Genomic DNA, 23,050 nt, shown 5'->3' on the forward strand with positions numbered 1-23,050 from the left:
CGCGACCGACATGGTCACCACCCAGGTGTACGCCTCGTTCAGCATGCCGGCCGGGGCGATCCGCCCGACGAGGGTGTTCTCCAGGGTCAGCGCGGGCGCGATGGTTGCCCCGCCGACGACCAGCGCGGTGCCGAGCGCGATCGGGCCGGGCATCACCGCGAACACGGCGAAGCTGCCGGCGACGGCGGCGAGCAGCCAGGCGAACTGGCGGGTCATGTTGGCCGAGGGCTTGCGGACGCCGAACCAGAACCCGCCGACGGCGCTGCCGATGCCCCACACCGCGAGCAGGACCCCGGCCAGGCTCTCGGGGTCGCCGGTGGGCTGGTTGCCGGCGAAGGCGGGGACGATCACCCCGGCGGCCCCGAACGCGATACCGAGGCTGGCGACGCAGAGCAGCAGGGCGGGGAAACCGCCGACACGCAGCGGGCCGAGCCCCCGGGCGTGGTGCTCCTGCGGGTGGGGGCGCCAGCCGCGCATGACCCGGCCGAGCGCCACGGCGGCGGTGCCGACGAGGGTGACCACCGCCGCGCCGATCAGGGCGGCTGCCGCGTCGGCGATCAGGACGAACGCCGCCACCAGCAGCGGGCCGAGGACGAAGACGACCTCGAAGAGGGAGGTTTCGGCGGCGAGGGCGGTGTTGCGCAGGTGGTAGCGGCCGGAGGCGGGGCCGGTCAGGTCGTTCCAGGCGCCCCGCAGCGCGGCGGTCAGTGGCGGGTACGTGGCCCCGGCCACCCCGGCGGCGAGGTAGGTCAGGGCCAGGCTGCCGGCCTCCGCGCGGCTGGCCCAGAGCAGCCCGACGAGCGCGAGGGGGTGGGCGACGGCGGTGGCCAGCAGCACCGGCGTGGGGCCGACGCGGTCGGCGATCCGACCGGCGACGGGGCTGAGCGCGGCGCCGGAGAGGGCGTAGATGCCGCCGGCGACGGCGGCGAGGGAGTACCGTCCGGTCACCTGTTCCACCACGAGCAGCAGAGCCAGCGGTGTCATGCCGATCCCGAGCCGGCCGATGACGCCGAGGACGAGCAGCATCGGCGCGCCGGGGATCCGCCATACACCCAGGTACTGGCGCAGTGCGGCCACGGGGAACCTCCAGGAATGTAATGAGCCGGAAACGTTCCGACCCTAACGCCGCAGGTTCCGGGAGTGAACTGGTTATGGCTGGCGTCTCGGCACGTACCCGGCAAAACGCCCGCGCCCGGTCTGACCGGGCGCGGGCGGGATCGGGTCGGGACGGGTCAGCGCTGGAACCGCACGGGGCCGCCGCTGGCGGCCATCCGCTCCAGCCGGGCGACCCGCTCCTCCATCCGGGGGTGGGTGGAGAAGAGCGCGGCGACGCCGCCACCCCGCCTGAACGGGTTGTCGATCATCAGGTGGGCGGTGCTGGTGAGCTGACCCTGGGCCGGCAGCGGCCGGGCCTGGGTGCCCAGGTGAATCTTCCGCAGGGCGCTGGCCAGGGCCAGCGGGTCCCGGGTGAGCTGGGCTCCCGACTGGTCGGCCTGGAACTCCCGGCTGCGGCTGATCGCGAGCTGGATCACGGTGGCCGCGATCGGGCCGAGGATGAGGGTGAGCAGCAGCACGACCGGGTTCGGGGCGTCCTCGTCGTCGCCACCGCCGAACGGGATGAACCACGCGATGTTCGCCAGCATGGTGATGATGCCGGCGAGGCCGGCCGCGACGCTGGAGATGAGGATGTCCCGGTTGTAGACGTGTGACAGCTCGTGCCCGATCACGCCGCGCAGCTCCCGGTAGTCCAGGATCTCGGTGATCCCCTGGGTGACGCAGACCGCCGCGTGGGCCGGGTTGCGCCCGGTGGCGAACGCGTTGGGCTGCGAGGTGGGGCTGACGTACAGGCGCGGCATGGGCTGCCCTGCCTCAGTGGCCAGTTCACGGACCATCCGGTACAGCTCGGGGAACTGTGCCTCGCTGACCGGTTGCGCCCGCATCGAGCGCAGCGCGAGCTTGTCGGAGTAGAAGTAGGTCACGCCGTTCATCACCAGTGAGACGACGACGGCGACGACGAGCCCGCCGCTCCCGCCGAACCAGTAGCCGACCGCGAGGATCAGCGAGGTCAGCAGGCCGAGCAGCGCTGCGGTCTTCAGACGGTTGTGATGCACGATCGCTCCTTCGGTGCGCGGATCGCGCGGGATCCGCCGACCGGTACAACACTTCGATACCCACCAACCATCCGTCTCATGACTGTGAGTTACCTGGCACCGGCCTGCGGGAAGGCTGGGATCAGCGGGCGGCCAGGTCCAGCACGAGCTGCGGGGCGAAGCCGACGGCCAGGGCGACCAGGGTGGCCACGGCGAGGGTGACGACCACCGCCCCGGACGGCCGGGCGACGGCGGGAGCGGGCCCGGCCTTGACATCGGCTCCGCGCCCCGCCTCGGCGTCGGCCGGCGGGGCGTAGAGGCCGCTGGCCAGGCGGAGGTAGTAGGCCAGACCGATCACCGCGTTCACCGCCACCACCAGCGCGAGCCAGCCCGCGCCGCCGTCCAGCAGGGCCCGGACCACGGTCACCTTGGCGAACAGGCCGGCCAGCCCCGGCGGGAGACCGGCCAGACCGACCAGGGCCAGCGCGAACGCCGCCCCCACCCAGGGCCGCTGGCGGGCCGCGCCGCGCAGGTCGTCGAGGCTGCCGCCGTCGGCGCCGGCCGGTCGCAGGGCCACCAGCGCCGCGAAGGCGGCCAGTTCCAGGACCACGAAGAAGACGGCGTACGCCACGGCGGCGGCGTACGCGGCGGCGCGGGCGTCGGCGGTGCGGCCGGCGGCCAGCGCCAGCGCGCCCAGCGGGGCCAGGATGTAGCCGGCCTGGGCCACCGACGACCAGGCGAGCAGCCGCACGGTGCGGCGCTGGCGCAGCGCCACGAGGTTGCCCACGGTCATGGTGAGCACGGCGAGCCCGGCCAGCACCGGGCCGGTCACCTCGGCCGGCAGGGCCCGCTGGACCACCGCGAGCAGGGCCACCACGCCGCCGAGCTTCGACGCGGTCGACAGGTACGCGGCCACGGGCAGCGGCGCGCCGTCGTAGGTGGCCGGCGCCCAGGCGTGGAACGGCACGGCGGCCACCTTGAACGCCAGCCCGAGCAGTATCAGCGCCACCGCCGCCGTGGTCAGCGGCACGTCCAGCAGGTCGCGGCGCTCGGCGAGCAGCGCGCCGACCCGGCCCAGGTGCAGGCCGCCGGTGACCGCGTACAGCAGGGCCGCGCCGAGCAGGGTGACGGTGGTGGCGACCACGCTCACCACGAAGAACGTGACCGCCGCCTCGGCGGAGGCGAGGCTGCCGCGGCGCAGGCCGACGAGCACGTACAGCGGAAGGGTCAGCGTCTCCAGCGCCACGATCAGGGTGATCAGGTCGCCGGCCGCGCCGAGCACCACGCCGCCGGTCATCGAGCAGGCGAGGAGGAAGCAGAATTCCCCGACAGGGGACTGCCCGGCCCGCAGCGCCGGCCCGGACAGCGCCAGCACCCCGAGGGTGAGCAGCGCGAACAGCACCCCGACCAGGGCGGCCCGGCCGCCGAAGACGTACGAGCAGTCGGCGGCGACGCAGAAGGTGGACCGCTGCCCGCCCGCGCCGACGAGCGCGCTGCCCAGCGCGGTCGCGACCGCCCCGGCCGCGGCCACGGCGAGCGGCGCGGCGGCGCGGGCCACCAGCAAGTCGGCCAGCAGCACCAGCACGGCGGTGCCGGCGGCCAGATACGCCGGGAGCAGCGCCACGTTGTCGACGCTCTGCACGAGGCTCACCGGAGCACCCCCACGAGGGCCGCCACGGGGTCGGCGGCGACGCCGAGGACCAGGGTGGGGGCGAGGCCGACGGCGAGGGCGAGCAGCACCAGCGGGGCCCAGGCGGTCAGCTCGGCGGCGGCGAGGCCTGGGGTGATCCGGCCGACCGCCGGGCTGGGCCGGCCGTGGGTGACCCGGCGCAGCAGCCGCAGCAGGTACGCGGCGGTCAGCGCCCCGCCGATCGCGGCCAGCACGCCGAGGGTGGTCCACAGCGGGCCGCCCCGCTCGACGGCGGCGACCACGGCGAACGCCTCGCCCCAGAACCCGGCGAGGCCGGGCAGCCCGAGCGAGGCGACGGCCGCGAAGCCGAGCAGCCCGGCGAGGCGGGGCGCGGTCTCCCGCAGCCCGGACAGCTCGGCCAGGGCCCCGGTGTGCGCCCGGTCCTTGATCGCCCCGGCGAGGAAGAAGAGCAACCCGGTGATCACCCCGTGGGCGACGTTGCCGATCAGCGCGGCCTGGAGCCCGGTGGCGGTGAGCGTGGCCACCCCGAGCAGCACGAACCCCATGTGCCCGACGCTGGAGTACGCGATGAGCCGCTTCAGCTCGCCCTGGGCGAGGCAGATCAGCGAGCCGGCGACGATGGCCGCGACGGCCAGCACCCCGAGCACCGGGGCGGCCCAGCGGGCCCCCTGCGGGGCCACCCCGACGGCGATCCTGATCAGCCCGTACGTGCCCATCTTGAGCAGCACCCCGGCGAGGATCACGCTGCCGACGGTGGGGGCCTGGGTGTGCGCGTCGGGCAGCCAGGTGTGCAGCGGCCACAGTGGGCTCTTCACCGCGAACGCGAGCCCGAGCAGGGTGAACGCGGCGAGCTGGGTGCCCCGGGGCAGCCCTGCCCCGCCGGTGAGCGCGACGAGGTCGGCGGTGCCGGCGGCGGCCACCACGACGTACACGCCGACCAGCAGCAGCACCGAGCCGAGCAGCGTGTAGAGGGCGAACTTGCGGGCCGCCCGCCGCCGGTCCGGGCCACCCCAGCCGGCGATGATCGCGTACATGGGCAGGAGGACGACCTCGAAGAAGGCGAAGAACAGGACCAGGTCGAGGGCGAGGAAGGTGCCGAGGATGCCGACCTCGACGACCAGCAGCAGCGCGACGAGGGCCCGGCCGCTGCCGCCACCGTCGGGCACCTTCCACAGGGTGTACGCGCAGCAGAGCAGCGTGAGCAGCGCGGTCAGCACGACCAGGGGGTACGAGATGCCGTCCACGCCCAGGTGGAAGCGCAGGTCGAGGCCGGGCACCCAGGGCAGGTCGAGCCGATGCCAGGGCAGTACGGCCGGCGCCGCCCCGTAGGCCGTCCAGCCCCGGCCGCCGGTGGCCAGCGGCAGGGTGGCCAGCAGGGTCAGCCCGGCCGCCACCGTGCCGACGAGTCGTGCCGCCCGGTCCCGGGGCAGCAGGGCGACCACGGCCGCGCCAACGGCCGGGACGGCCAGCGTCGCGACGAGCAGGACCTGTCCGAGGCTCATGCGGCTCCCCCGATCAGCACGGCGGCCAGGCCGATGAGCAGCGCGCCGGCCAGCACCCCGACCGCCGCCCGGGGCAGCGCGGCCCGGTGCAGCCCGGCCAGCGCCCCGCCGAGACCCTGCGCGCCCCGGCCGGTGCCCTCCACCGCGCCGTCGACCACCCGCTCGTCGGCGGCGCGGGCGAGCCGGGCGAGGGCGGTCACCGGGCGTACGACGAGGGCGCGCTGGACGTCGTCGAGCATGAACCCGGCCGCGAACACCGGCCCCAGCGGGCCGAGGGCGCGGGCCGGGTCGGCGGCCCGGTCCCGCCGCCAGCCGGCCCAGGCCAGAGCGACGCCGACGGCGAGCAGCGCCAGCGGCAGCAGCAGCGCCGGGCCGACGTGGGTCAACTCCCCCTCGGGCGCGCCGAGCCGGTCGGTGACCGGTGGTAGGAAGGCGGCGAGCCCGAGCAGCGCGGCCGGCACCGCGAGCAGCAGCACCGGCACGCGCATCACCGCTGGCGGGTCGTGCGGGTGGAGCAGCGGCATCCGGGCCGCGCCGAGGAACGCAGTAGCAGCAGCCGGGTGGCGTACCAGGCGGTGACCGCGACGCCGGCCAGCCCGGCGAGCCAGACCAACCACCCCACCCAGGCGGGGGCCGGGCCGGCGGAGTCGAGCGCGGCGGCCTGGGCGGCGGCGAGCACGCCGTCCTTGCTCCAGAAGCCGGCGAGCGGGGGAACGCCGGCCAGCGCGCCGAGGCCGACCGCCGTGCACCAGAACGTCACCGGCATGGCCGACCGCAGGCCGCCCATCCGGGACATCAGCGTGGTGCCGACGGCGTGGATCACCGCGCCGGCGGCGAGGAACAGCAGCGCCTTGAACGCGGCGTGGGTGAGCAGGTGGAACAGCGCGGCGCTCGGCGAGCCGACGGCCAGCGCGCCGGTCATGTACCCGAGCTGGGAGACCGTCGACCAGGCGAGCACCCGCTTGAGGTCGTCCTGGGCGGTGGCGGCGAGCGCGCCGAGCAGCAGGGTGACCGACGCCAGCACCCCGAGCACGGCCAGCGCCGCCGGGGCCCGCTCGAACAGCGGGTAGAGCCGGGCGACCGCGTACACGCCGGCGGCGACCATGGTCGCGGCGTGGATCAGCGCGGAGACCGGCGTGGGGCCGGCCATCGCGTCGGGCAGCCAGGTGTGCAGCGGGAACTGGGCGCTCTTGCCGGCCACCCCGGCGAGCAGCAGCAGGCAGGCTGCGGTCAGCGTGCCGGTGGCGTGATCGTGGGCGAGCACGTCGACGATGCGGAAGCTGCCCGCCGAGACGCCGAGCAGGGCGATGCCGAGCAGGAAGCCGACGTCGCCGACCCGGGTGACCAGGAACGCCTTCATCGCGGCGGCCGGCGCGCCGGGCAGCCGGCGGTCGTGGGCGATGAGCAGGTACGAGCAGAGGCCCATCACCTCCCAGCCGACCAGCAGCATGATCAGGTCACCGGCGACCACCACCAGCAGCATCGCGGCGGTGAAGAGGCTGATCTGCGCCGCGTACGGCGGGTAGCGGTGGTCGACCTCGACGTCGTCGTGCGGGCCGCGCCGCAGGTAGCCGACCGAGTAGACCTGCACGGCCAGCGCCACCGCCGCCACCGCGACGGCGACCAGGGCCGCCGCGCCGTCGAGCCGGACACCGAGGGTGACCCGCAGCCCGCCCAGCTCGACCCAGGTGGTCGAGGTCTCGACGGGCGGACCCACCCGCGCCAGCAGCGCGACCGCGACCAGCAGCGCGCCGGCCGCGCCGGCCACACCGAGCCCGACGGCGACCCGGCGGGCCGGGTCCGCCCCGGTGCCCGCGCCGCGCGGCGCCGGCGGCAGCAGCAACCCGGCCAGGCCCGCCACCAGGGGTACGGCGGGCAGCAGCGCGCCGAGCAGGCCGGTCACCGGGTCACCTCGCCGGCCGGCGCGGACCGCGCCGGCCGGCTGCCTGGTGGCGACTCGGCCGGCCGCTCGGTCGGCGACCCGGCCGACGGTTCGGTCAGCGGCACCTCGTCGACGGCGACGCTGGCCCGCAGCCGGTAGAGCTGGAGCACGATGGCCAACCCCACGCCGATCTCGGCGGCGGCCAGGACGATCACGAAGAGCGCGAAAACCTGCCCCGCGTGCGGTAGCTGCGCCCGGACCGTGGTGTCGGCGGTGACCAGGACCAGGTTGACGGCGTTGAGCATCAACTCGACCGCCATCAGCACCAGCACCGCGTTGCGGCGGCGCAGCACGCCGTACGCGCCGAGGCCGAACAGGAGGGCGGCGGTGACGTACGGGATGACCGGCCTCACCGGTGGCCTCCCGCGTCGGCACCCTGGTCGCCGCCCGCTCCGACGCCCGGACGGCCGGCCGCGTCAGGGCCCGGCCCGCCTGCCTTGCCGAGGCTCCGGCCGTCGGCCGGCCGACGGCCGATGTCGGGGCGGGACAACACGACCGCGCCGACCAGGGCGGCGAGCAGCAGCACCGACAGCACCTCGAACGGCAGCACCCAGGTGCGGAACACCTGCTCGCCGAGGCGCTCGGCGGTGCCCGGCTCGGGCAGGTCGACCCGGGTCCAGCGGAACGCGTCGACCAGCAGGGCGGCCAGCCCGAGGCCGGTGCCGCCGCCGATCAGGGCGGCCGGCCAGCCCGGCCGGTCCAGGTCGTCGGAGGCACCGATCGGGGCGCGGGTCAGCATCACCGCGAACAGCAGGAGCACCACCACCGCGCCCACGTAGATCAGCACCTGCACCCAGGCCACCAGCTCGGCGGTGAGCACCAGGTAGAGGCCGGCCAGGGCACCCAGGCAGACCACCAGGTAGAGGCCGGCGCGGACCAGGTGGCGGGTGGTCACCACCAGCGCCCCCGCGCCGACCGCCACCGCGCCGAGGGCGAGCAGCAGCACGTCCGCACCGGTCACGGGGCGGCACCCGGGTCGGCGGCGGGGCCCTCGGTCGCGGCGGGCCGGCCGGCGGCGGGGCGGGGCTCGGGGCGTACCCGGGCGGGGGCCGGACGGGCGGCGGGCCCGCCGGGGGCCGCGGCCCTGCGCGCGGCGGTGGCCTCCTCCTTCGCCGGCTCGCCGTTGCGGTCGTGCGCGGGCGGCGGCGGGACGGTGGCCATCCACTCGCCGAGGTGGTCCTTGTCGTGCAGCAGGTCCCGGATGTCGTACTCGGCGTACTCGAACTCAGGCGACCAGTAGAGCGCGTCGAAGGGACAGACCTCGACGCAGATGCCGCAGTACATGCAGAGCGAGAAGTCGATGTCGAACCGGTCGAGCACGTTGCGCTGGCGGGGACGGGCGGCGCCGGGCACCGCCACCTCCTCCTTGTGCGAGTCGATGTAGATGCACCAGTCCGGGCACTCGCGGGCGCAGAGCATGCAGACGGTGCAGTTCTCGGCCAGCAGGGCGATCACGCCCCGGGATCGGGGTGGCAGCTCGGGGGCGACGTCCGGGTACTGCTGCGTGGTCGAGCGGCGGGTCATCGTGCGCAGCGTGACCGCCAGCCCTTTCACCAGCCCCTCGCCGGGCACGCTCCGCTCGCTCATCTCGCCCATGCGCCCATCCTGCCCTGTGCCCCCGGTGCGCGCGACCACCACCCGGCCCTTCGCGCGGTACGGGGTACCGCCGCGTCGCCGAGCGACTTCCCACCCGCGTCCACCAGACCCGGCACCTGGGACCGGTCACGCCGCACGGGCCGGCGGCGGCGTCAGGGCCGGTGACCCCGTGGGCGGCGTCAGGGGCCGGTGACCGGCGGGAGCATCTCGACGCCGAGCTGCTGGAGGAGCTGGAACAGCTCCGTGGCGTGCCACACGTCGACGATCCGCCCCGCCGAATCGAAGCGCAGGAACGTCGCCCCCGAGAAGCTCGCCACCCGCCCGGTGGGCGGCACCGGGCCGAACGGTCCGGTCTGGGTGCCGGCGGCCCGCCAGCGTACGGCCACCCGGCCATCGGCGGCCAACACGTCCACGATCTTGTAGCGCAGGTCGGGGAAGGCCGCCCGCCGCTGCCGGTGCCAGGCCAGGGCCGCCTCCGGGCCGGTCCCGCCCAGCCCCGGGCACCCCGCCGCCACCAGCTCGTACGCGGACTCCTCGCGCTGGGCGTTCCACACGTCGGCGATGAAGCGTCGGGCCGCCGCCTCCACGTCGTTCACCCGGGAAGCCTAGCCACGCGGGCACGCCGCCCACCTTCGCGCCGGGCGGCGGTCCGCCTCGTCGGACCCGGGCGCGCGACCAACCGCCCTCGGTGGGCCCGGAACAGGTCCAACCGCCCTCGCCGGGCCCAAGGGGCGGACCGCCCGCGCGTCGAACTTCGCCCTCGGCGGGCCCGGCGGCGGTGGGTCGGCCAAGATGGGACGGAGACGACGAGGCGGACACCAGGGGGCGATGTGGGCGACGAGGCAGGCACGACGACCGGCGGCAAGTACGTCGAGCCCGGCGGCGAGTTCACCCGGGACCAGCGGTACATCACCACCCGGATCACCGCCGACGGGCGGGACGGCTGGCCGGTCGAGTCCGGCCGCTACCGCCTGGTGGTCAGCCGCGCCTGCCCGTGGGCCAACCGGCTGATCATCGTGCGCCGGCTGCTCGGCCTGGAGGACGCCATCTCGATGGCCGTGGCCGGGCCGACCCACGACGCCCGGAGCTGGACGTTCGACCGCGACCCCGGCGGGCGCGACCCGGTGCTCGGCATCGAACGCCTCCAAGAGGCGTACTTCGCGCGGTTCCCCGGCTACGAGCGGGGCATCACCGTGCCGGCGATGGTGGACGTGCCAACGGGGCAGGTGGTCACCAACGACTACGCCCGGATGAGCCTGGACCTGTCGCTCCAGTGGACGGAGTACCACCGCGAGGGCGCGCCAGAGCTCTACCCGTCCCGGCTGCGCGACGAGATCGACGGGGTCAACGCCGTGGTCTTCGCCGACGTCAACAACGGCGTGTACCGGTGCGGGTTCGCCGGCAGCCAGGAGGCGTACGAGGCGGCGTACCACCGGCTGTTCGACCGGCTGGACTGGCTCAGCGAGCGGCTGTCCGGGCAGCGGTACCTGGTCGGGGACACCATCACCGAGGCCGACGTGCGGCTGTTCACGACGTTGGTCCGCTTCGACCCGGTCTACCACGGCCACTTCAAGTGCAACCGGAGCAAGCTGGCCGAGATGCCGGTGCTGTGGGCGTACGCCCGGGACCTGTTCACCACCCCCGGATTCGGCGACACGGTCGACTTCGACGACATCAAGCGGCACTACTACGAGGTGCACCGGGACATCAATCCGACCGGGGTCGTCCCGCTCGGCCCGGACCTGGCGAACTGGCTCACCCCGCACGGCCGGGAGGCCCTCGGCGGCCGACCCTTCGGCGACGGCACCCCGCCGCCGCCCCCGCCGCCCGCCGAGCGGGTCGTACCGGCCCACACCCCGCTGGGCTGAACCCACCCCCTCTTCGCACGCCCCGCCCGCGCGTTCCGGGCGGGGCGTACGGCTGGCCGGCCCGGTGAAGGTTGTCCGACGCTGGCGAGGGTTGTCCGACGCTGGCGAAGGGCGGCCCAGCCGCCACAAATCCATCGACAGTATTCACCAGTTAACACTCGCTTCAATTCAAGATGATCGACTTATGGGCGCGCGCCGCCGACCCTCCCGGGTCCGACGGCGGGCAGAACTGTCCATATTGGAGGAGGTTCAGCCTTGCGGAAGCCAGGTGGCAGAACGGTACGCCTGGGCGTACTGGCCGGCATGATCACCGGCGCGCTCGTCACAGCCCTCGCCGTACCAGCGTCGGCAGCCCCAGGTGCGGCGGAGCCGGGCCGCCCCGCGCCCGCGCCGTTGCGGGCGGGCGGACCGGAGGCCGCGCCGGACCGGTACATCGTGGTGCTCACCGACCCGCCGGCCGGCACCGACCGCGCCGCACGAACCGCCCGCACCGGGCGGGCCGCAACCGTCGCCGAGCGGGCCGGCGGCACCGTGCTGACCCGCTACACGCAGGTCCTCGACGGGTACGCCGCCCACCTGCCCCCGGCCGCCCTCGCCGCCGTGCGCGCCGACCCCGCCGTGGCGTACGTCGAACGGGACACCCGCATCTACGGCGGCCTGACACAAGCGATTTCACGACGCAGGCCGTCCAGACGACCCGCCCTTCATGTGGACTGGACCCGCATCGACCAGCCACAACCAGCCCGCTGAACAACAGCTTCGGGTACACCTCGACCGGCGCCAACGTCACGGTCTACGTGGTCGACTCCGGCATCCGGGCCAGTCACGTCGACTTCGGCAGCCGGGCCAGCGGCGTCTACGACGCGGTCGGCGACGGCAACGGCACCAACGACTGCCACGGCCACGGCACGCACGTCGCCGGCACCGTCGGCGGCACGAAGTACGGCGTCGCCAAGGCCGTCACCATCAAGGCGGTACGGGTCCTCCAGTGCAACAACTCCGGCTGGACGACGGACCTGATCGAGGGCATGGACTGGATCGCCGCCAACCACGACCCCGTCTCGGTGGCGAACTTCAGCCTCCAGGGCTACGGCACCGCCCCCAACGCCGCCGCCGAGAACCTGATCAACTCGGGCGTGCACGCCGTCTTCATCGCCAACAACTTCAACACCGACGCCTGCACCAACGGCCCCCGCTCCCCCCAAGGCGTCACCGTCGCCGCGACCGACATCACGGACACCCGCGCCTCGTTCTCCAGCTACGGCACGTGCGTCGACATCTTCGCCCCCGGCGTGAACATCACCTCCGCCGGCATCGCCTCGAACACCGCGGTCGCCTCCGGCTGGTCGGGCACCTCGATGGCGGCGCCGCACGTCACCGGATGGCTGGCCCGCTACCGGCAGCAGTTCCCCACGGCCACGCTCGCGCAGGCCAAGAGTGCCTTGATCGCCGCCGCCACCACCGGCGTCGTGATCAACCCGGGCCCCGGCTCACCGAACCGCCTGCTCTACGCCGCACCGTAACCCGCGCTGCGTCGTCCGGAGGGGCCCCTTCCTGTCCAGAAAGCGATAGCAAGGGGCCCTTCCCTACATCGTGATGCGGACGGCGGCCGTAAGGACGAGCTGGGCGAGCGAGGCCGGCACCAGCACCAGCCAGCACAGGCGCTGGAGCTGGTCCTCGCGGAGCCGGGGGTACGCCACCCGCAGCCAGATGATCACGAACGAGACGGCGAAGACCTTCAGCAGGGTCCACAGCCAGCCGAGCTGAGCGTCGGCGAACGGGCCCTGCCAGCCCCCCAGGAAGAGCACCGTGGTCAGCGCGGCGATCACCACGATGCCGACGTACTCGGCGAGCAGGAAGAACGCGAAGCGCAGCCCCGTGTACTCCGTCAGGTAGCCGAAGACCAGCTCCGAGTCGGCGATCGGCATGTCGAACGGGGGACGGCGGATCTCGGCCAGCCCGGCGACGAAGAAGACGATCATCGCGGGGGCCTGCCAGAGCAACCACCAGGGCCGCCACGCCTCGACGATGCCGGGCAGGCTCAGCGTGCCGGCAGCCATCGCCACCGACGCGGCGGCCAGCACCAGCGGCAGCTCGTAGCCGAGGAGCTGGGCGGCCCCGCGCAGCCCGCCGAGCAGGCTGTACTTGTTGGCCGACGCCCAGGCCGACATCAGCACCGCCACCACGCCCACCCCGACCACGGCCAGGACGAAGAACAGGCCGATGTCCAGCGGCTGTCCGACCAGGTCGCCGGGCCCGAGCGGGATCACCAGCAGGGCGAGCAGGTACGGCACCAGGGCCACCACCGGGGCCAGCCGGAACACCGCCCGGTCCGCCTCGCGCGGGGTGATGTCCTCCTTCTGCACGAACTTGACCCCGTCGGCGACGAGCTGGGCCCAGCCGTGGAAGCCGCCCGCGTACATCGGGCCGAGCCGGCCCTGCATGTGCGCCATCACCTTGTGCTCGGCCTGCCCGACGACGAGCGGCAGGGTGAGGAAGGCGACCAGCACGCCGACCACCCGCAGCACGGCCTCCAACCAGTCGGGCATCAGGCCGTACCCCCGTCCCCCGCGACGTCGTCGCCCCGGTTCCCGCCAGCGGACGGCGTCGGCCCCCACTCCCCCGGGGCCGGTACGCCCGGTGGGCGCACCGCCCGCCGGCCGCCGGCGGTCGACTCACCCGGCTCCTTCGCGCCCGGCCAGGGCTTGGCCACCCGGGAGGCGAGCACGAACTCCTTGCGCAACGGGTGCCCCTCGAACTCAGGCGGCAGCAGCAGCGGACGCAGCTCCCCGTGGCCGGGAAAGTCGACGCCGAACATCTCGAACGTCTCCCGCTCGTGCCAGGCCGCACCGGGGTAGAGGTCGACGACCGAGTCCACCCGGGGCGCGTCCCACGACACCCGGGTACGCAGCAGCAGGCCGTGCCGGTGCCCGGTCGACCACAGGTGGGCGACCACCTCGCAGCCCTCGGCGAGCTGGTCGACGGCGGAGAGCCAGTCGAAGAAGTCGCAGGCCAGGTCGGCGTCGTCCCGGGCCACACGCAGCGCGTCGCGCCAGCCCGCCGGGGGTACGTCGATGGTGGCCCGGGCGTACGCCTGGCCGCCGGAGACCGACGCGGTGGCCTCGACGGGCGCGAGCAGCGCCACCAGCCGCTGGCCGACCTCTTCCGGAGTCATGCCGCTGATCCTATGGCCGACGCCCGCCCGGATGCCGGCCTGGACGCCGGAGCGCACACCGGGCCGGTCACCGGACACCCGCCGCGCCGAACACCGGACCGGATGTCGGTTTGCCCGGCGGCGACGGGCCGGGCGGGGAAAGATGAGGGTCGTGCGCGCCGTGACCGTCACCCCAGGAGTCCCGAACTCGCTGCGCCTGGTGGACGACCACCCGGAGCCGCCAGCCGAGGAGGGGGCGATCCTCGTCGAGGCGCTGGCCGTGGGAATCTGCGGCACCGACCACGAGATCGTCGACGGTTCCTTCGGCCAGGCTCCGCCCGGGACGCCGACCCTGGTGCTCGGCCACGAGTCGCTGGGCCGGGTGCTGGAGGACCCGAGCGGCATCCTGCACCCCGGCGACCTGGTGGTCGGCATCGTCCGGCACCCGGACCCGGTGCCCTGCGCCAACTGCGCGGTCGGGGAGTGGGACATGTGCCGCAACGGCGAGTACACCGAGCACGGCATCAAGGGGCTGCCCGGCTTCGCCCGGGACCGGTGGCGGGTCCAGCCGCGCTTCGCCGTCGGGCTGGACCCCGCCCTCGCCCCCGTGGGGATGCTGCTGGAGCCAACCAGCGTGGTGGCCAAGGCGTGGGACCAGATCGAGCGCATCGGGGCCCGCGCCGAGTGGCAGCCGCAGACCGTGCTGGTCACCGGGGCCGGACCGATCGGCCTGCTGGCGGCGCTGCTCGCCACCCAGCGCGGGTTCGCCGTGCACGTGCTGGACCGCACCTCGACCGGGCCGAAACCGGACCTGGTCCGGGCGCTAGGCGCGACGTACCACACGGGGCCGATGCGGCAACTCGACCTCGACCCGGACGTGGTGGTGGAGTGCACGGGCGCCCCGTCGGTCGTGCTGGACGCGATGCGCAAGGCCGGGCCGACGGGGATCGTCTGCCTCACCGGCGTGTCCAGCGGCGGCCGGAGCCTCGACTTCGACGCCGGAGCGCTCAACCGGGAGCTGGTGCTGGAGAACAACGTGGTGTTCGGCTCGGTGAACGCCAACCGCCGGCACTGGGACCTGGCCGCCACGGCGCTCGCCCGCGCCGACCAGTCCTGGCTGAACGCGCTGATCACCCGCCGGGTGCCGGTGGCGGCGTACGCCGAGGCGTACACCCCCACCGGCGACGACATCAAGGTGGTGCTCGACTTCACCGCCTGAGCGCCGGCCCGCCCGTGCTCAGATGCCGGGCAGCCGGCCGTTGCGGAACAGGTCGACGAAGAGCCGGTGGTCCTCGTGGGCCCGCAGCCCGTACGCGTGGGCGAACTCCACCAGCCCGGTGACGAACCCCTCGGGGTCGGCGTCCACCGCCGCGACGATCGCCTCCTCGGTGGAGTAGTCGACCAGGTCGTGGCTGGACTCGTCGTCGGCCACCGAGTGCATCCGGGCCACTGCCCGGCCCAGGTCCGCCAGCACCCCGGCCAGTTCCTCCGGCTCGTTGACGTCCGCCCAGTCCAGGTCGGCCGCGTACGGGGAGACCTCGGCGACGAGCTGGCCGGCCCCGTCCAGCTCGGTGAAGCCCAGCCACGGGTCGGCGTGCGCCTGGAGCGCCCGCTGCGACTCCGCCGTCCGGTGCCCCTGGTGCCGGAAGTACGACCGCACCCGCTCGTCGTCGATGTGTCGGGCCACCGCCGGCACCTGGGCCTGCTTCATGTAGATGACGACGTCGTTCTCCAGCGCCTGGGTGTGCCCCTCCAGCAGCAGGTTGTACGACGGCAGCCCGGCCGAGCCGATGCCCACCCCCTTGCGCAGCACGACGTCCTTGATGCGCGCGGATACCGGACGCAGTTTCGCCGAGGATTTCGGCAGGGTGCCGAGGTAGTCGGCGAACGCAGCGCAGACCTTGTCCCGGGTGTCGCCGTCGATCTCGTACACCCCGTCGCCGAGGGAGAACCGCCGCTCGTAGTTGTCGATGGTGGTCTGCGTGGCGAGCAGGTCGACCCGGGTGTTGAGCCGGGCCTGCTGGAGCACCCGGCGCAGCACCCCGTCGGCGTTGTCCAGGGTGATCGAGCCGATCGCGTCGTCCCCACCGGCGGCGATGGCCCGCAGCTCCATCAGGTACGACCGGACGAAGCCGGCGACCAGGTCACCGATCACGCGGTCGGAGAGCGCCTTGGCGTACCCGAGCAGGGCGACGCTGGCGGCGAGGCGGCGCAGATCCCAGGAGAACGGCCCGACGTACGCCTCGTCGAAGTCGTTGACGTTGAACACGAGCTGCCCGGAGGCGTTCATGTAGGTGCCGAAGTTCTCCGCGTGCAGGTCCCCGTGGATCCACACCCGGCTGGTGCGCTCGTCCAGGAACGCGTCGTCGGCGAAGTCGCCGCGCTGGTCGGCGTAGAAGAGCGAGGCGCTGCCCCGGTAGAAGGCGAACGGCGAGGCGGCCATCTTGCGGAACTTGCGGCGGAACGCCGCGGGGTCGAGCGCCATCGACGGGCCGAACTCCTCGGTCAGCACGTCGACGATGAAGGCGGAACGCTGGTCCGCAGACTGGTTCATGGCCGCAGGCTAATCCCAACCCGCCACCGTCCAGCCATCCCCGTCCCGCCTGACCCCGGGTCGCGTCGTCACCGGCAGCCCCGGATCCGGATCTGGCCGGATCTAGGCAGTGGCGGGCCGGCGGACCGGTGGGGCGGTCAGCGAGTCCACCGAACGGGGTGGGCGGGCGGCGAGGAGGGAGGGGGCCGCCGGGGTGGCGGGAGCCGGGGGAAGTGTGTCGGCAGGGGAGGCCAGGGGGTCGGGGCGGGGGACTCCGCCGATGCCGGACTGCTCGGCGGCGATCTTCTCCTGGAGGCGCAGGATGCCGTGCAGCAGCGCCTCCGGGCGGGGCGGGCAGCCGGGCACGTACACGTCGACGGGGATGAGCTGGTCGACGCCCTTGGTCACCGAGTACGAGTCCCAGTACGGGCCGCCGCAGTTGGAGCACGCGCCGAAGGAGATGACGTACTTCGGCTCGGGCATCTGCTCGTAGAGCCGCTTGATCGCCGGGGCCATCTTGTCGGTGACCGTGCCGGAGACCACCATGAGATCGGCCTGGCGCGGGCCGTGGGCGAACGGGATCACGCCCAGCCGGATGAAGTCGTGCCGGCCCATGCTGGTCGCGATGAACTCGATCGCGCAGCAGGCGAGGCCGAAGTTGAACACCCACAGCGAGTAGCGGCGGCCCCAGTTCAGCACGAACCGGATCGGCTCTCCCAGCACTGCCGGCAGCTGCACGACCGCCCCCTCTCTCTCCCGCGCCAGTCAACCACAGCCGCCGCCCGCGCCGGGCGGGCAGCTCAGGGGCGGCTCAGTAGGTCGGGCGTTGCAACAGGCCGACGAACTCGACCAGCAGCCGCTCCCGCAGGGCGGGCGGGGCGGCATCGAGCAGGGTGTTGACGATGGCGCCCGGCGCGGAGCCGCCGGGGCCGGCCGCCGCCGGGCCGAGGCCGAGGGCGGCGGCCAGGCCGGCGACCAACTCCGGGGTGAGCGCGTCCGGGGTCAGCGCCGCCGCGAGCGCCGCCAACTCGGCGGGCAGCCCGACCGGCCCGGCGGCCCGGGCCGCCGCCACCGCGGCGGCCAGGTCCGGGCCGAACTCCGCCACCCGGGGGGCCACCGCGGCGGTCACCGTGAGGTGCACGCTGGCCGGCAGATCGCCGTACGCGAGCTGGGGCTGGGTGTGCCAGCCGCGCGCGGTCAACTCGTCGACCAGCACGAACAGGTCCAGCCCCGGGTCGGTGGAGGTGAAGCAGACCACCGTCGACTCGGGTTCGGCCAGCAGCCGCAGCCCGCCGGTGCCCCCTACCGCGTCGGCGAGCCCGGCCACCGCGTCGCGGGTCGCCGCCGCGAGCCGCAGGTAGCCGTCCTCGCCGAGGTGGCGCAGGGTGGCGTACGCGGCGGCGATCGGGCCGCCGGAGCGGGTCGAGGCGATCACCGGATTGACCATCGTGTACCCGGGCCAGTCCGCGTACGCGAAGAACTGCGGGGCGCGCAGCGCCGGTTCGCGGTGCAGCAGCACGGAGACGCCCTTCGGTGCGTACGCGTACTTGTGCAGGTCGACGGAGATCGAGGTGACCCCGGCGACGGCGAAGTCGAACGGCGGCACCGGCACGCCGAGGCGACGCAGCCAGGGCAGGGTCCACCCGCCGAAGCACGCGTCGACGTGGCAGCGCGCCCCTGCCTCGGCGGCCACCGAGGCGATCCCGGCGACGGGGTCGACGACGCCGTGCGCGTACGAGGGGGCGGAGCAGGCCACCAGCACCGTGTCGGGGACGACCGCGGCGGCCACGGCGGCGACGGACGGCCGCAGCGTGACCGGGTCGACCGGCACCGGGTCGAGGGTGACCCGCAGGTAGTGGGCCGCCTTGGCGAACGCCGCGTGGGCGGTCACCGGGACGGCGATCCGGGGCGCGGTGATGTCGGGCCGGGCGTCGCGGGCGGCCTTCACGGCGAGGATCAGCGACTCGGTACCGCCGCTGGTGACGCTGCCGACGACGTCCGGGGCGGTCGTGCCGGTGCCACCGCCGAGTAGCCGGGACGCCGCCCCGACCAGCGCGTTCTCCATCGCCAACAGGGACGGGAAGGCGGTCGGGTCGAGCCCGTTGACGTGGGCGCACTCGGCGTGGGCGGCGGCGGCCAGCTCGTCCAGGCCGGGCACGGCGGGGTCGTAGACGTACGCGAAGAGCCGCCCCCCGTGCGTGGGTCGGTCCCCCTTGCGCAGCGCCCGGACGTCGCCGAGCACCCGCTCGGCGGGCAGCCCGCGCTCCGGCAGCGCCCGGCCGATGTCCTCGTCGTCGTTCATGCGGCGGTGACGCCCTTCTCGTGGTGGCCGGTGGCGGCGGCGGTCAACAGATCGTCCCGGGTGAGGGTGTAGTGGCGCAGCAGGAGCAGGGGCGGGCCGACCAGCAGGGCCGGCAGAACCGTGAAGCCCAGCAGAACGCCGAGGCGGGCGGCGGCGGACTGGGTGGCCGCCGCACCGGTGTCGGAGGAGACGTACCCGCTGAGCTGGAGCACCAGGCCGTAGACGCCCGGGCCGAGGGCTAGGCCGAGGGTCTCCCCCGCCGTCCACAGGCCGGTGAACACGCCGGCCTGCCGGCGGCCGGTGCGCGCCGTGTCGTACGCGATGCAGTCCGGCAGCATGGCCAGCGCGAAGACCTGCTGGCCGGCGTACCCGACGCCGATCACCGCGACCACGAGGTAGACCGCGACGGCCGGCAGCACCGGCGCGGCGACCAGGCCGGCGGCCCCCGCCGTGAGCAGCGCCGACGCGGCGACCAGGGCGGCCCGCTTGCCGACCCGCGCCCCGACCCGGGTCCACAGCGGCATCACCAGCAGCGCCGGCCCGACGAAGCAGGCGAAGAGCAGGGTCGGGCCGGTGGTCGGGTCGCGCAGCACCTGGTCGGCGAAGTAGCTGACCCCGGCCAGGATGGTCGCCACCCCGGCGGACTGGATCACGAAGCAGACCAGCAGCGCCCGGAACGGCCGGTTGCGGGCGGCGACGGCGAGCTGGGCGCGCAGCGTCGGCTCGCTCTCGCCGACCGTGCCGGTGGGCGCGCCCCGGGTGCCGAGGAACGCGCCGAGGGCGCCGAGGGCGATCAGCACGGCGACGAACAGGCCCATCCAGCGGTGCCCGGCGACGCCGTCGCCGCCGGCGGCCACCACTGCCGGGGCCACCGCGCCGGAGACCAGGATGGCCACCGCCAGCACCGCGATCCGCCAGCTCATCAGCCGGGTACGTTCCGCGTAGTCGTCGGTCAGCTCGGCCGGCATCGCCACGTACGGGACCTGGAAGAAGGCGAACGCGGTCGCGGTGGCCAGGAACGCGACGGCGACGTACGCCCCGGCGGCCGGGGCGGCGCCGAACGGGGCGGCGAAGATCGCGGCGAACAGCGCGGCGAGGGCGAGCCCGCCGAGCAGTAGGTACGGCCGGCGGGCTCCCCAGCGCGACCTGGTGCGATCGGAGATCCGCCCGGCGACGGGGTTGACCAGCACGTCCCACGCCTTCGGCAGGAGCACCAGCAGGGCGGCCACCCCGGCGGCGACGCCGAGCGTGTCGGTCAGGTACGGCAGGAGCAGCAGCCCCGGCACGGTGCCGAAGGCCCCGGTGACCAGGGAGCCGAGCGCGTAGCCGAGGTGCACCCGACGGGGTAGGACTTGGCCGTCGGCGGGCGGCGGCGCCTGGTGCCCGGTAGCCGGGGCGGGTCGCCCGCCCCAGAAATAAGCAGGCGTTGCCCGCCCCGGTGCCGGCGCCCCGGGCCGCAGGCGGCGTACCGGGTCCGGCCGGCGGCAGCGTCATGACGCCGAATGCTACTCACGCTATGGTCAGGGTCACATCCCCTCTTCCGGCGACCAGGCCGCCGCCGGCATGTCCACCCCGGCGGAACGCAACGGCGTGCCCTCGGCGCGCAGCCGGGCCCGCGCCTCGACCTCGTGACCGGGCGGCAGCCGGCCCGCCGAGGTCACCACCCGGTGCCACGGCACCCCGCCCCCGTGCCGGGCCATGATCGAGCCAACCAGCCGCGCCGACGCCCGCCCGGAGCGCTCGGCCAGCGCGTCGGCGACCGCCCCGTACGACATCACCCGGCCCGGTGGGATGCGCTCGACGAGCTCCAGCACCGCCTCGACGTACTCCTCGGATGTCACGAGCTGCCACGATATGGGAACGCCGCCAGGGCCCGCCGACCCGACCGCGCAGAATGGGCGGGTGCGCGTTGCAGTCACCTCGGCCCGACGGGTCGTCGTCAAGATCGGCTCGTCCTCGCTGACCACGGCGTCCGGCGGCCTCGACGACACCCGCGTCGACGCGCTGGTCGACACCCTCGCCCGGCTCGCCGCCGACGGCCGCGAGGTGGTGCTGGTCTCCTCGGGCGCGATCGCCGCCGGGCTGGCCCCGCTCGGGCTCAGCCGCCGCCCGCGCGACCTGGCCACCCAGCAGGCCGCCGCCAGCGTCGGCCAGGGCCTGCTGATCGGCCGGTACGCGGCCGGCTTCGCCCGGCACGGCCTCACCGTCGGGCAGGTGTTGCTCACCGTCGACGACGTGACCCGACGGGCGCACTACCGCAACGCGTACCGGACCCTGCGCAAGCTGCTCGACCTGCGGGCCGTGCCGATCGTCAACGAGAACGACACGGTGGCCACCGAGGAGATCCGGTTCGGCGACAACGACCGGCTCGCCGCCCTCGTCGCCGCGCTGGTCCACGCCGAACTGCTGGTGCTCCTCTCCGACGTCGACGCCCTCTGGACCGGCGACCCGGCCCGGCCCGGCTCCACCCGGATCACCGACGTCCACGACGAGCGGGACCTGGCCGACGTCCAGATCGGCGGGGCCGGCCGGGCCGGCGTCGGCACCGGCGGCATGGTCACCAAGGTCGAGGCGGCCCGGATCGCCACCGGCTTCGGCATTCCCGTGGTGCTCACCGCCGCGCCGCTGGCCGCCGCCGCGCTGGCCGGCGAGGAGGTCGGCACCCTGTTCCACGCCGAGCGGCGACGCCCCGCAGCCCGGCTGTTCTGGCTGGCCCACGCCACCACCCCGCGCGGCCGACTGCACCTCGACGCGGGCGCGGTGGCCGCCGTCGTGGGGCGGCGCAAGTCGCTGCTGCCGGCCGGGATCACCGCCGTCGACGGGGCGTTCACCGCGGGCGACCCGGTCGACCTGGTCGACGCCGGGGGCGCGCCGGTGGCCCGGGGGCTGGTCAACTACGACGCCGTCGAGCTGCCCGGGCTGCTCGGCCGCTCCACCGGCGAACTGGCGGCGGCGCTCGGCCCGGCGTACGAACGTGAGGTCGTCCACCGCGACGACCTGGTGCTGCTGTAAGCAGGGCCCCCTGTTAACGCATTCTGTTGTACAGGGGTCCCTTCCTAACACCGAAGGAGTGAGCAGGATGAGCGTCGTCGAGCAGGCCCGGCGGGCCCGGGGCGCAGCGGAGGCCCTGGCGGTCGCCACCCGTACCGCCAAGGACGCCGCGCTGGTGGCGATGGCCGACGCGCTGGTCGCGCGTACCCCCGAGATCCTGACCGCGAACGCGGCGGACCTGGCGGCCGGGCGTGCGGCCGGGCTGAGCGCGGCCGTGCTGGACCGGCTCGCCCTCGACGCTCCCCGGGTGGCCGACATCACCGACGCGCTGCGCGAGATGGCCGCGCTGCCCGACCCGGTGGGCGAGGTGGTGCGCGGTTCGACCCTGCCCAACGGGCTGGAACTGCGGCAGGTCCGGGTGCCGTTCGGGGTGGTCGGGATCATCTACGAGGCCCGCCCCAACGTGACCGTGGACGCCGCCGGGATCTGCCTGAAGTCGGGCAACGCGGCGCTGCTGCGTGGCTCTGGCTCGGCGGCGAACTCCAACACCGCCCTGGTCGCGGTGCTGCGCGACGCGGTGGCCGGCGCGGGCCTGCCGGCGGACGCGGTGCAGCTCCTCGACGCCAGCTCGCGCGACTCGGTCAAGGAGCTGATGCGGGCGCGCGGCCTGGTCGACGTGCTGATCCCGCGCGGCGGGGCGTCGCTGATCCGCACCGTGGTCGAGGAGTCGACGGTGCCGGTGATCGAGACGGGGGTGGGCAACTGCCACGTGTACGTCGACGCCGCCGCCGACCTCGCCAAGGCCGTGGCGATCACCCTGAACGCGAAGACCCAGCGCCTGTCCACCTGCAACACCGCCGAGTCGCTGCTGGTCCACGCCTCGGTCGCGGACGCGTTCCTGCCGGCGGTGCTGGCCGCGTTCGCCGAGGCCGGGGTGACCGTGCACGGCTCACCGGAGGTCTGCGCGTACTCCTCCTCGGTGGTCCCGGCGACCGACGAGGACTTCGCCACCGAGTACCTGTCGGCGGACATCTCGGTCGCCGTCGTCGACTCGCTCGACGCGGCGGTCGCCCACATCCGCAGGTACGGCACCGGGCACACCGAGGCGATCGTCACCGACTCGCAGGCGGCGGCCCGGGAGTTCGTGGCCCGGGTGGACGCGGCGGCGGTGATGGTGAACGCCTCGACCCGGTTCACCGACGGCGGCGAGTTCGGCTTCGGCGCGGAGATCGGCATCTCGACGCAGAAGCTGCACGCCCGGGGGCCGATGGGCCTGCCGGAGCTGACGTCGACGAAGTACGTCGTCACCGGGGACGGGCACCTGCGGGGGTAAGGAGGGGCCCCTTGTTAACGCCTACGGTAGAGAGGGGTTCCCTTCTCACTCCGCTGCGCCGGGGCTGAGGGAGCGGCGGGAGCCGGGG

21 protein-coding genes and 1 pseudogene are annotated in these 23,050 nt (G+C 74.6%); 6 read left to right on the forward strand and 16 right to left on the reverse strand.

Features of this window, described 5'->3' with window-relative positions; translation table 11 throughout:
- From MCAG_RS11225 to MCAG_RS11265, 9 genes and pseudogenes are all read right to left on the reverse strand, one after another.
- Nucleotides 1–1,077: MFS transporter (locus MCAG_RS11225; RefSeq protein WP_036373110.1), on the reverse strand; the 1,077-nt coding region annotated here is incomplete at its 3' end.
- Between the two features lie 155 nt (nucleotides 1,078–1,232).
- Nucleotides 1,233–2,111, reverse strand: a complete 879-nt coding sequence (gene htpX / locus MCAG_RS11230) for a zinc metalloprotease HtpX (RefSeq protein ID WP_007073084.1) — start codon at nucleotides 2,109–2,111, stop codon at nucleotides 1,233–1,235.
- A 121-nt stretch (nucleotides 2,112–2,232) separates the two neighbouring features.
- Nucleotides 2,233–3,741 (reverse strand): NADH-quinone oxidoreductase subunit N, encoded by a 1,509-nt coding sequence (locus tag MCAG_RS11235; protein ID WP_007073085.1) that lies wholly within the window; start codon nucleotides 3,739–3,741, stop codon nucleotides 2,233–2,235.
- Entirely contained in the window at nucleotides 3,738–5,243 is a 1,506-nt protein-coding gene (locus MCAG_RS11240) for a NuoM family protein (protein WP_007073086.1), read from the reverse strand. Before MCAG_RS11240 ends, MCAG_RS11235 begins: the two co-directional genes overlap by 4 nt.
- Nucleotides 5,240–7,146 (reverse strand): annotated as a pseudogene (locus MCAG_RS11245) (NADH-quinone oxidoreductase subunit L). Before MCAG_RS11245 ends, MCAG_RS11240 begins: the two are co-directional and overlap by 4 nt.
- Nucleotides 7,143–7,538 (reverse strand): NADH-quinone oxidoreductase subunit NuoK, encoded by a 396-nt coding sequence (gene nuoK, locus MCAG_RS11250; protein WP_007073089.1) that lies wholly within the window; start codon nucleotides 7,536–7,538, stop codon nucleotides 7,143–7,145. Before nuoK ends, MCAG_RS11245 begins: the two are co-directional and overlap by 4 nt.
- Nucleotides 7,535–8,146: an NADH-quinone oxidoreductase subunit J gene (locus tag MCAG_RS11255; protein WP_050777930.1), complete on the reverse strand. Its 612-nt coding sequence runs from the start codon at nucleotides 8,144–8,146 to the stop codon at nucleotides 7,535–7,537. Before MCAG_RS11255 ends, nuoK begins: the two co-directional genes overlap by 4 nt.
- A complete protein-coding gene (locus MCAG_RS11260; RefSeq protein ID WP_085986150.1) occupies nucleotides 8,143–8,772 on the reverse strand; it encodes an NADH-quinone oxidoreductase subunit I in 630 nt (209 codons plus the stop codon). The genes MCAG_RS11255 and MCAG_RS11260 overlap by 4 nt, the downstream gene beginning before the upstream one ends.
- Before the next feature lie 188 nt (nucleotides 8,773–8,960).
- Nucleotides 8,961–9,377 (reverse strand): ester cyclase, encoded by a 417-nt coding sequence (locus MCAG_RS11265; protein ID WP_007073092.1) that lies wholly within the window; start codon nucleotides 9,375–9,377, stop codon nucleotides 8,961–8,963.
- A gap of 234 nt (nucleotides 9,378–9,611) precedes the next feature.
- Between MCAG_RS11265 and MCAG_RS11270 the strand changes: the two genes are divergently transcribed.
- From MCAG_RS11270 to MCAG_RS29630, 3 genes are all read left to right on the forward strand, one after another.
- Nucleotides 9,612–10,649, forward strand: coding sequence for a glutathione S-transferase family protein (locus MCAG_RS11270; RefSeq protein ID WP_007073093.1), 1,038 nt, complete (start codon nucleotides 9,612–9,614; stop codon nucleotides 10,647–10,649).
- A gap of 255 nt (nucleotides 10,650–10,904) precedes the next feature.
- Nucleotides 10,905–11,399 carry a protease inhibitor I9 family protein gene (locus tag MCAG_RS29625; protein WP_157547992.1) on the forward strand — a complete coding sequence of 165 codons (495 nt, stop codon included), beginning with the start codon at nucleotides 10,905–10,907 and terminating at the stop codon, nucleotides 11,397–11,399.
- On the forward strand, nucleotides 11,396–12,172 hold the full coding sequence (locus tag MCAG_RS29630; RefSeq protein ID WP_255349014.1) for a S8 family peptidase: 777 nt from the start codon (nucleotides 11,396–11,398) through the stop codon (nucleotides 12,170–12,172). Before MCAG_RS29625 ends, MCAG_RS29630 begins: the two co-directional genes overlap by 4 nt.
- Before the next feature lie 63 nt (nucleotides 12,173–12,235).
- Here the strand turns inward: MCAG_RS29630 and MCAG_RS11280 are convergent, their stop codons facing one another.
- Together MCAG_RS11280 and MCAG_RS11285 are read right to left on the reverse strand one after the other, a co-directional pair.
- On the reverse strand, nucleotides 12,236–13,198 hold the full coding sequence (locus MCAG_RS11280) for a complex I subunit 1 family protein (RefSeq protein WP_036373114.1): 963 nt from the start codon (nucleotides 13,196–13,198) through the stop codon (nucleotides 12,236–12,238).
- Complete coding sequence (locus MCAG_RS11285; protein ID WP_050778175.1) at nucleotides 13,198–13,824, reverse strand: NADH-quinone oxidoreductase subunit C; 627 nt, start codon at nucleotides 13,822–13,824, stop codon at nucleotides 13,198–13,200. Before MCAG_RS11285 ends, MCAG_RS11280 begins: the two co-directional genes overlap by 1 nt.
- A gap of 151 nt (nucleotides 13,825–13,975) precedes the next feature.
- Between MCAG_RS11285 and MCAG_RS11290 the strand changes: the two genes are divergently transcribed.
- The gene (locus MCAG_RS11290) at nucleotides 13,976–15,022 is read left to right on the forward strand and encodes a glucose 1-dehydrogenase (protein WP_007073097.1); all 1,047 of its coding nucleotides are present in this window, start codon (nucleotides 13,976–13,978) and stop codon (nucleotides 15,020–15,022) included.
- Nucleotides 15,023–15,040: 18 nt separating this feature from the next.
- Here the strand turns inward: MCAG_RS11290 and MCAG_RS11295 are convergent, their stop codons facing one another.
- The 5 genes from MCAG_RS11295 to MCAG_RS11315 form a co-directional block, all read right to left on the reverse strand.
- A complete protein-coding gene (locus MCAG_RS11295; RefSeq protein WP_007073098.1) occupies nucleotides 15,041–16,357 on the reverse strand; it encodes a DUF2252 domain-containing protein in 1,317 nt (438 codons plus the stop codon).
- Between the two features lie 102 nt (nucleotides 16,358–16,459).
- Entirely contained in the window at nucleotides 16,460–17,074 is a 615-nt protein-coding gene (locus MCAG_RS11300) for an NADH-quinone oxidoreductase subunit B (protein WP_007073099.1), read from the reverse strand.
- A 73-nt stretch (nucleotides 17,075–17,147) separates the two neighbouring features.
- A complete protein-coding gene (locus tag MCAG_RS11305; protein ID WP_007073100.1) occupies nucleotides 17,148–18,638 on the reverse strand; it encodes an aminotransferase class V-fold PLP-dependent enzyme in 1,491 nt (496 codons plus the stop codon).
- The gene (locus MCAG_RS11310; RefSeq protein ID WP_050777934.1) at nucleotides 18,635–19,975 is read right to left on the reverse strand and encodes an MFS transporter; all 1,341 of its coding nucleotides are present in this window, start codon (nucleotides 19,973–19,975) and stop codon (nucleotides 18,635–18,637) included. Before MCAG_RS11310 ends, MCAG_RS11305 begins: the two co-directional genes overlap by 4 nt.
- Before the next feature lie 189 nt (nucleotides 19,976–20,164).
- Nucleotides 20,165–20,479, reverse strand: a complete 315-nt coding sequence (locus tag MCAG_RS11315; RefSeq protein ID WP_007073102.1) for an MGMT family protein — start codon at nucleotides 20,477–20,479, stop codon at nucleotides 20,165–20,167.
- Between the two features lie 13 nt (nucleotides 20,480–20,492).
- Here MCAG_RS11315 and proB point away from each other — a divergent pair, with 13 nt between their 5' ends.
- Both proB and MCAG_RS11325 read left to right on the forward strand, forming a co-directional pair.
- Nucleotides 20,493–21,650, forward strand: a complete 1,158-nt coding sequence (proB, locus tag MCAG_RS11320) for a glutamate 5-kinase (RefSeq protein WP_007073103.1) — start codon at nucleotides 20,493–20,495, stop codon at nucleotides 21,648–21,650.
- Nucleotides 21,651–21,717: 67 nt separating this feature from the next.
- Nucleotides 21,718–22,962 carry a glutamate-5-semialdehyde dehydrogenase gene (locus tag MCAG_RS11325; protein ID WP_007073104.1) on the forward strand — a complete coding sequence of 415 codons (1,245 nt, stop codon included), beginning with the start codon at nucleotides 21,718–21,720 and terminating at the stop codon, nucleotides 22,960–22,962.
- The last annotated feature ends 88 nt before the right edge of the window (nucleotides 22,963–23,050 follow it).

The organism is Micromonospora sp. ATCC 39149 (assembly GCF_000158815.1).
Taxonomy (GTDB): Bacteria; Actinomycetota; Actinomycetes; order Mycobacteriales; family Micromonosporaceae; genus Micromonospora.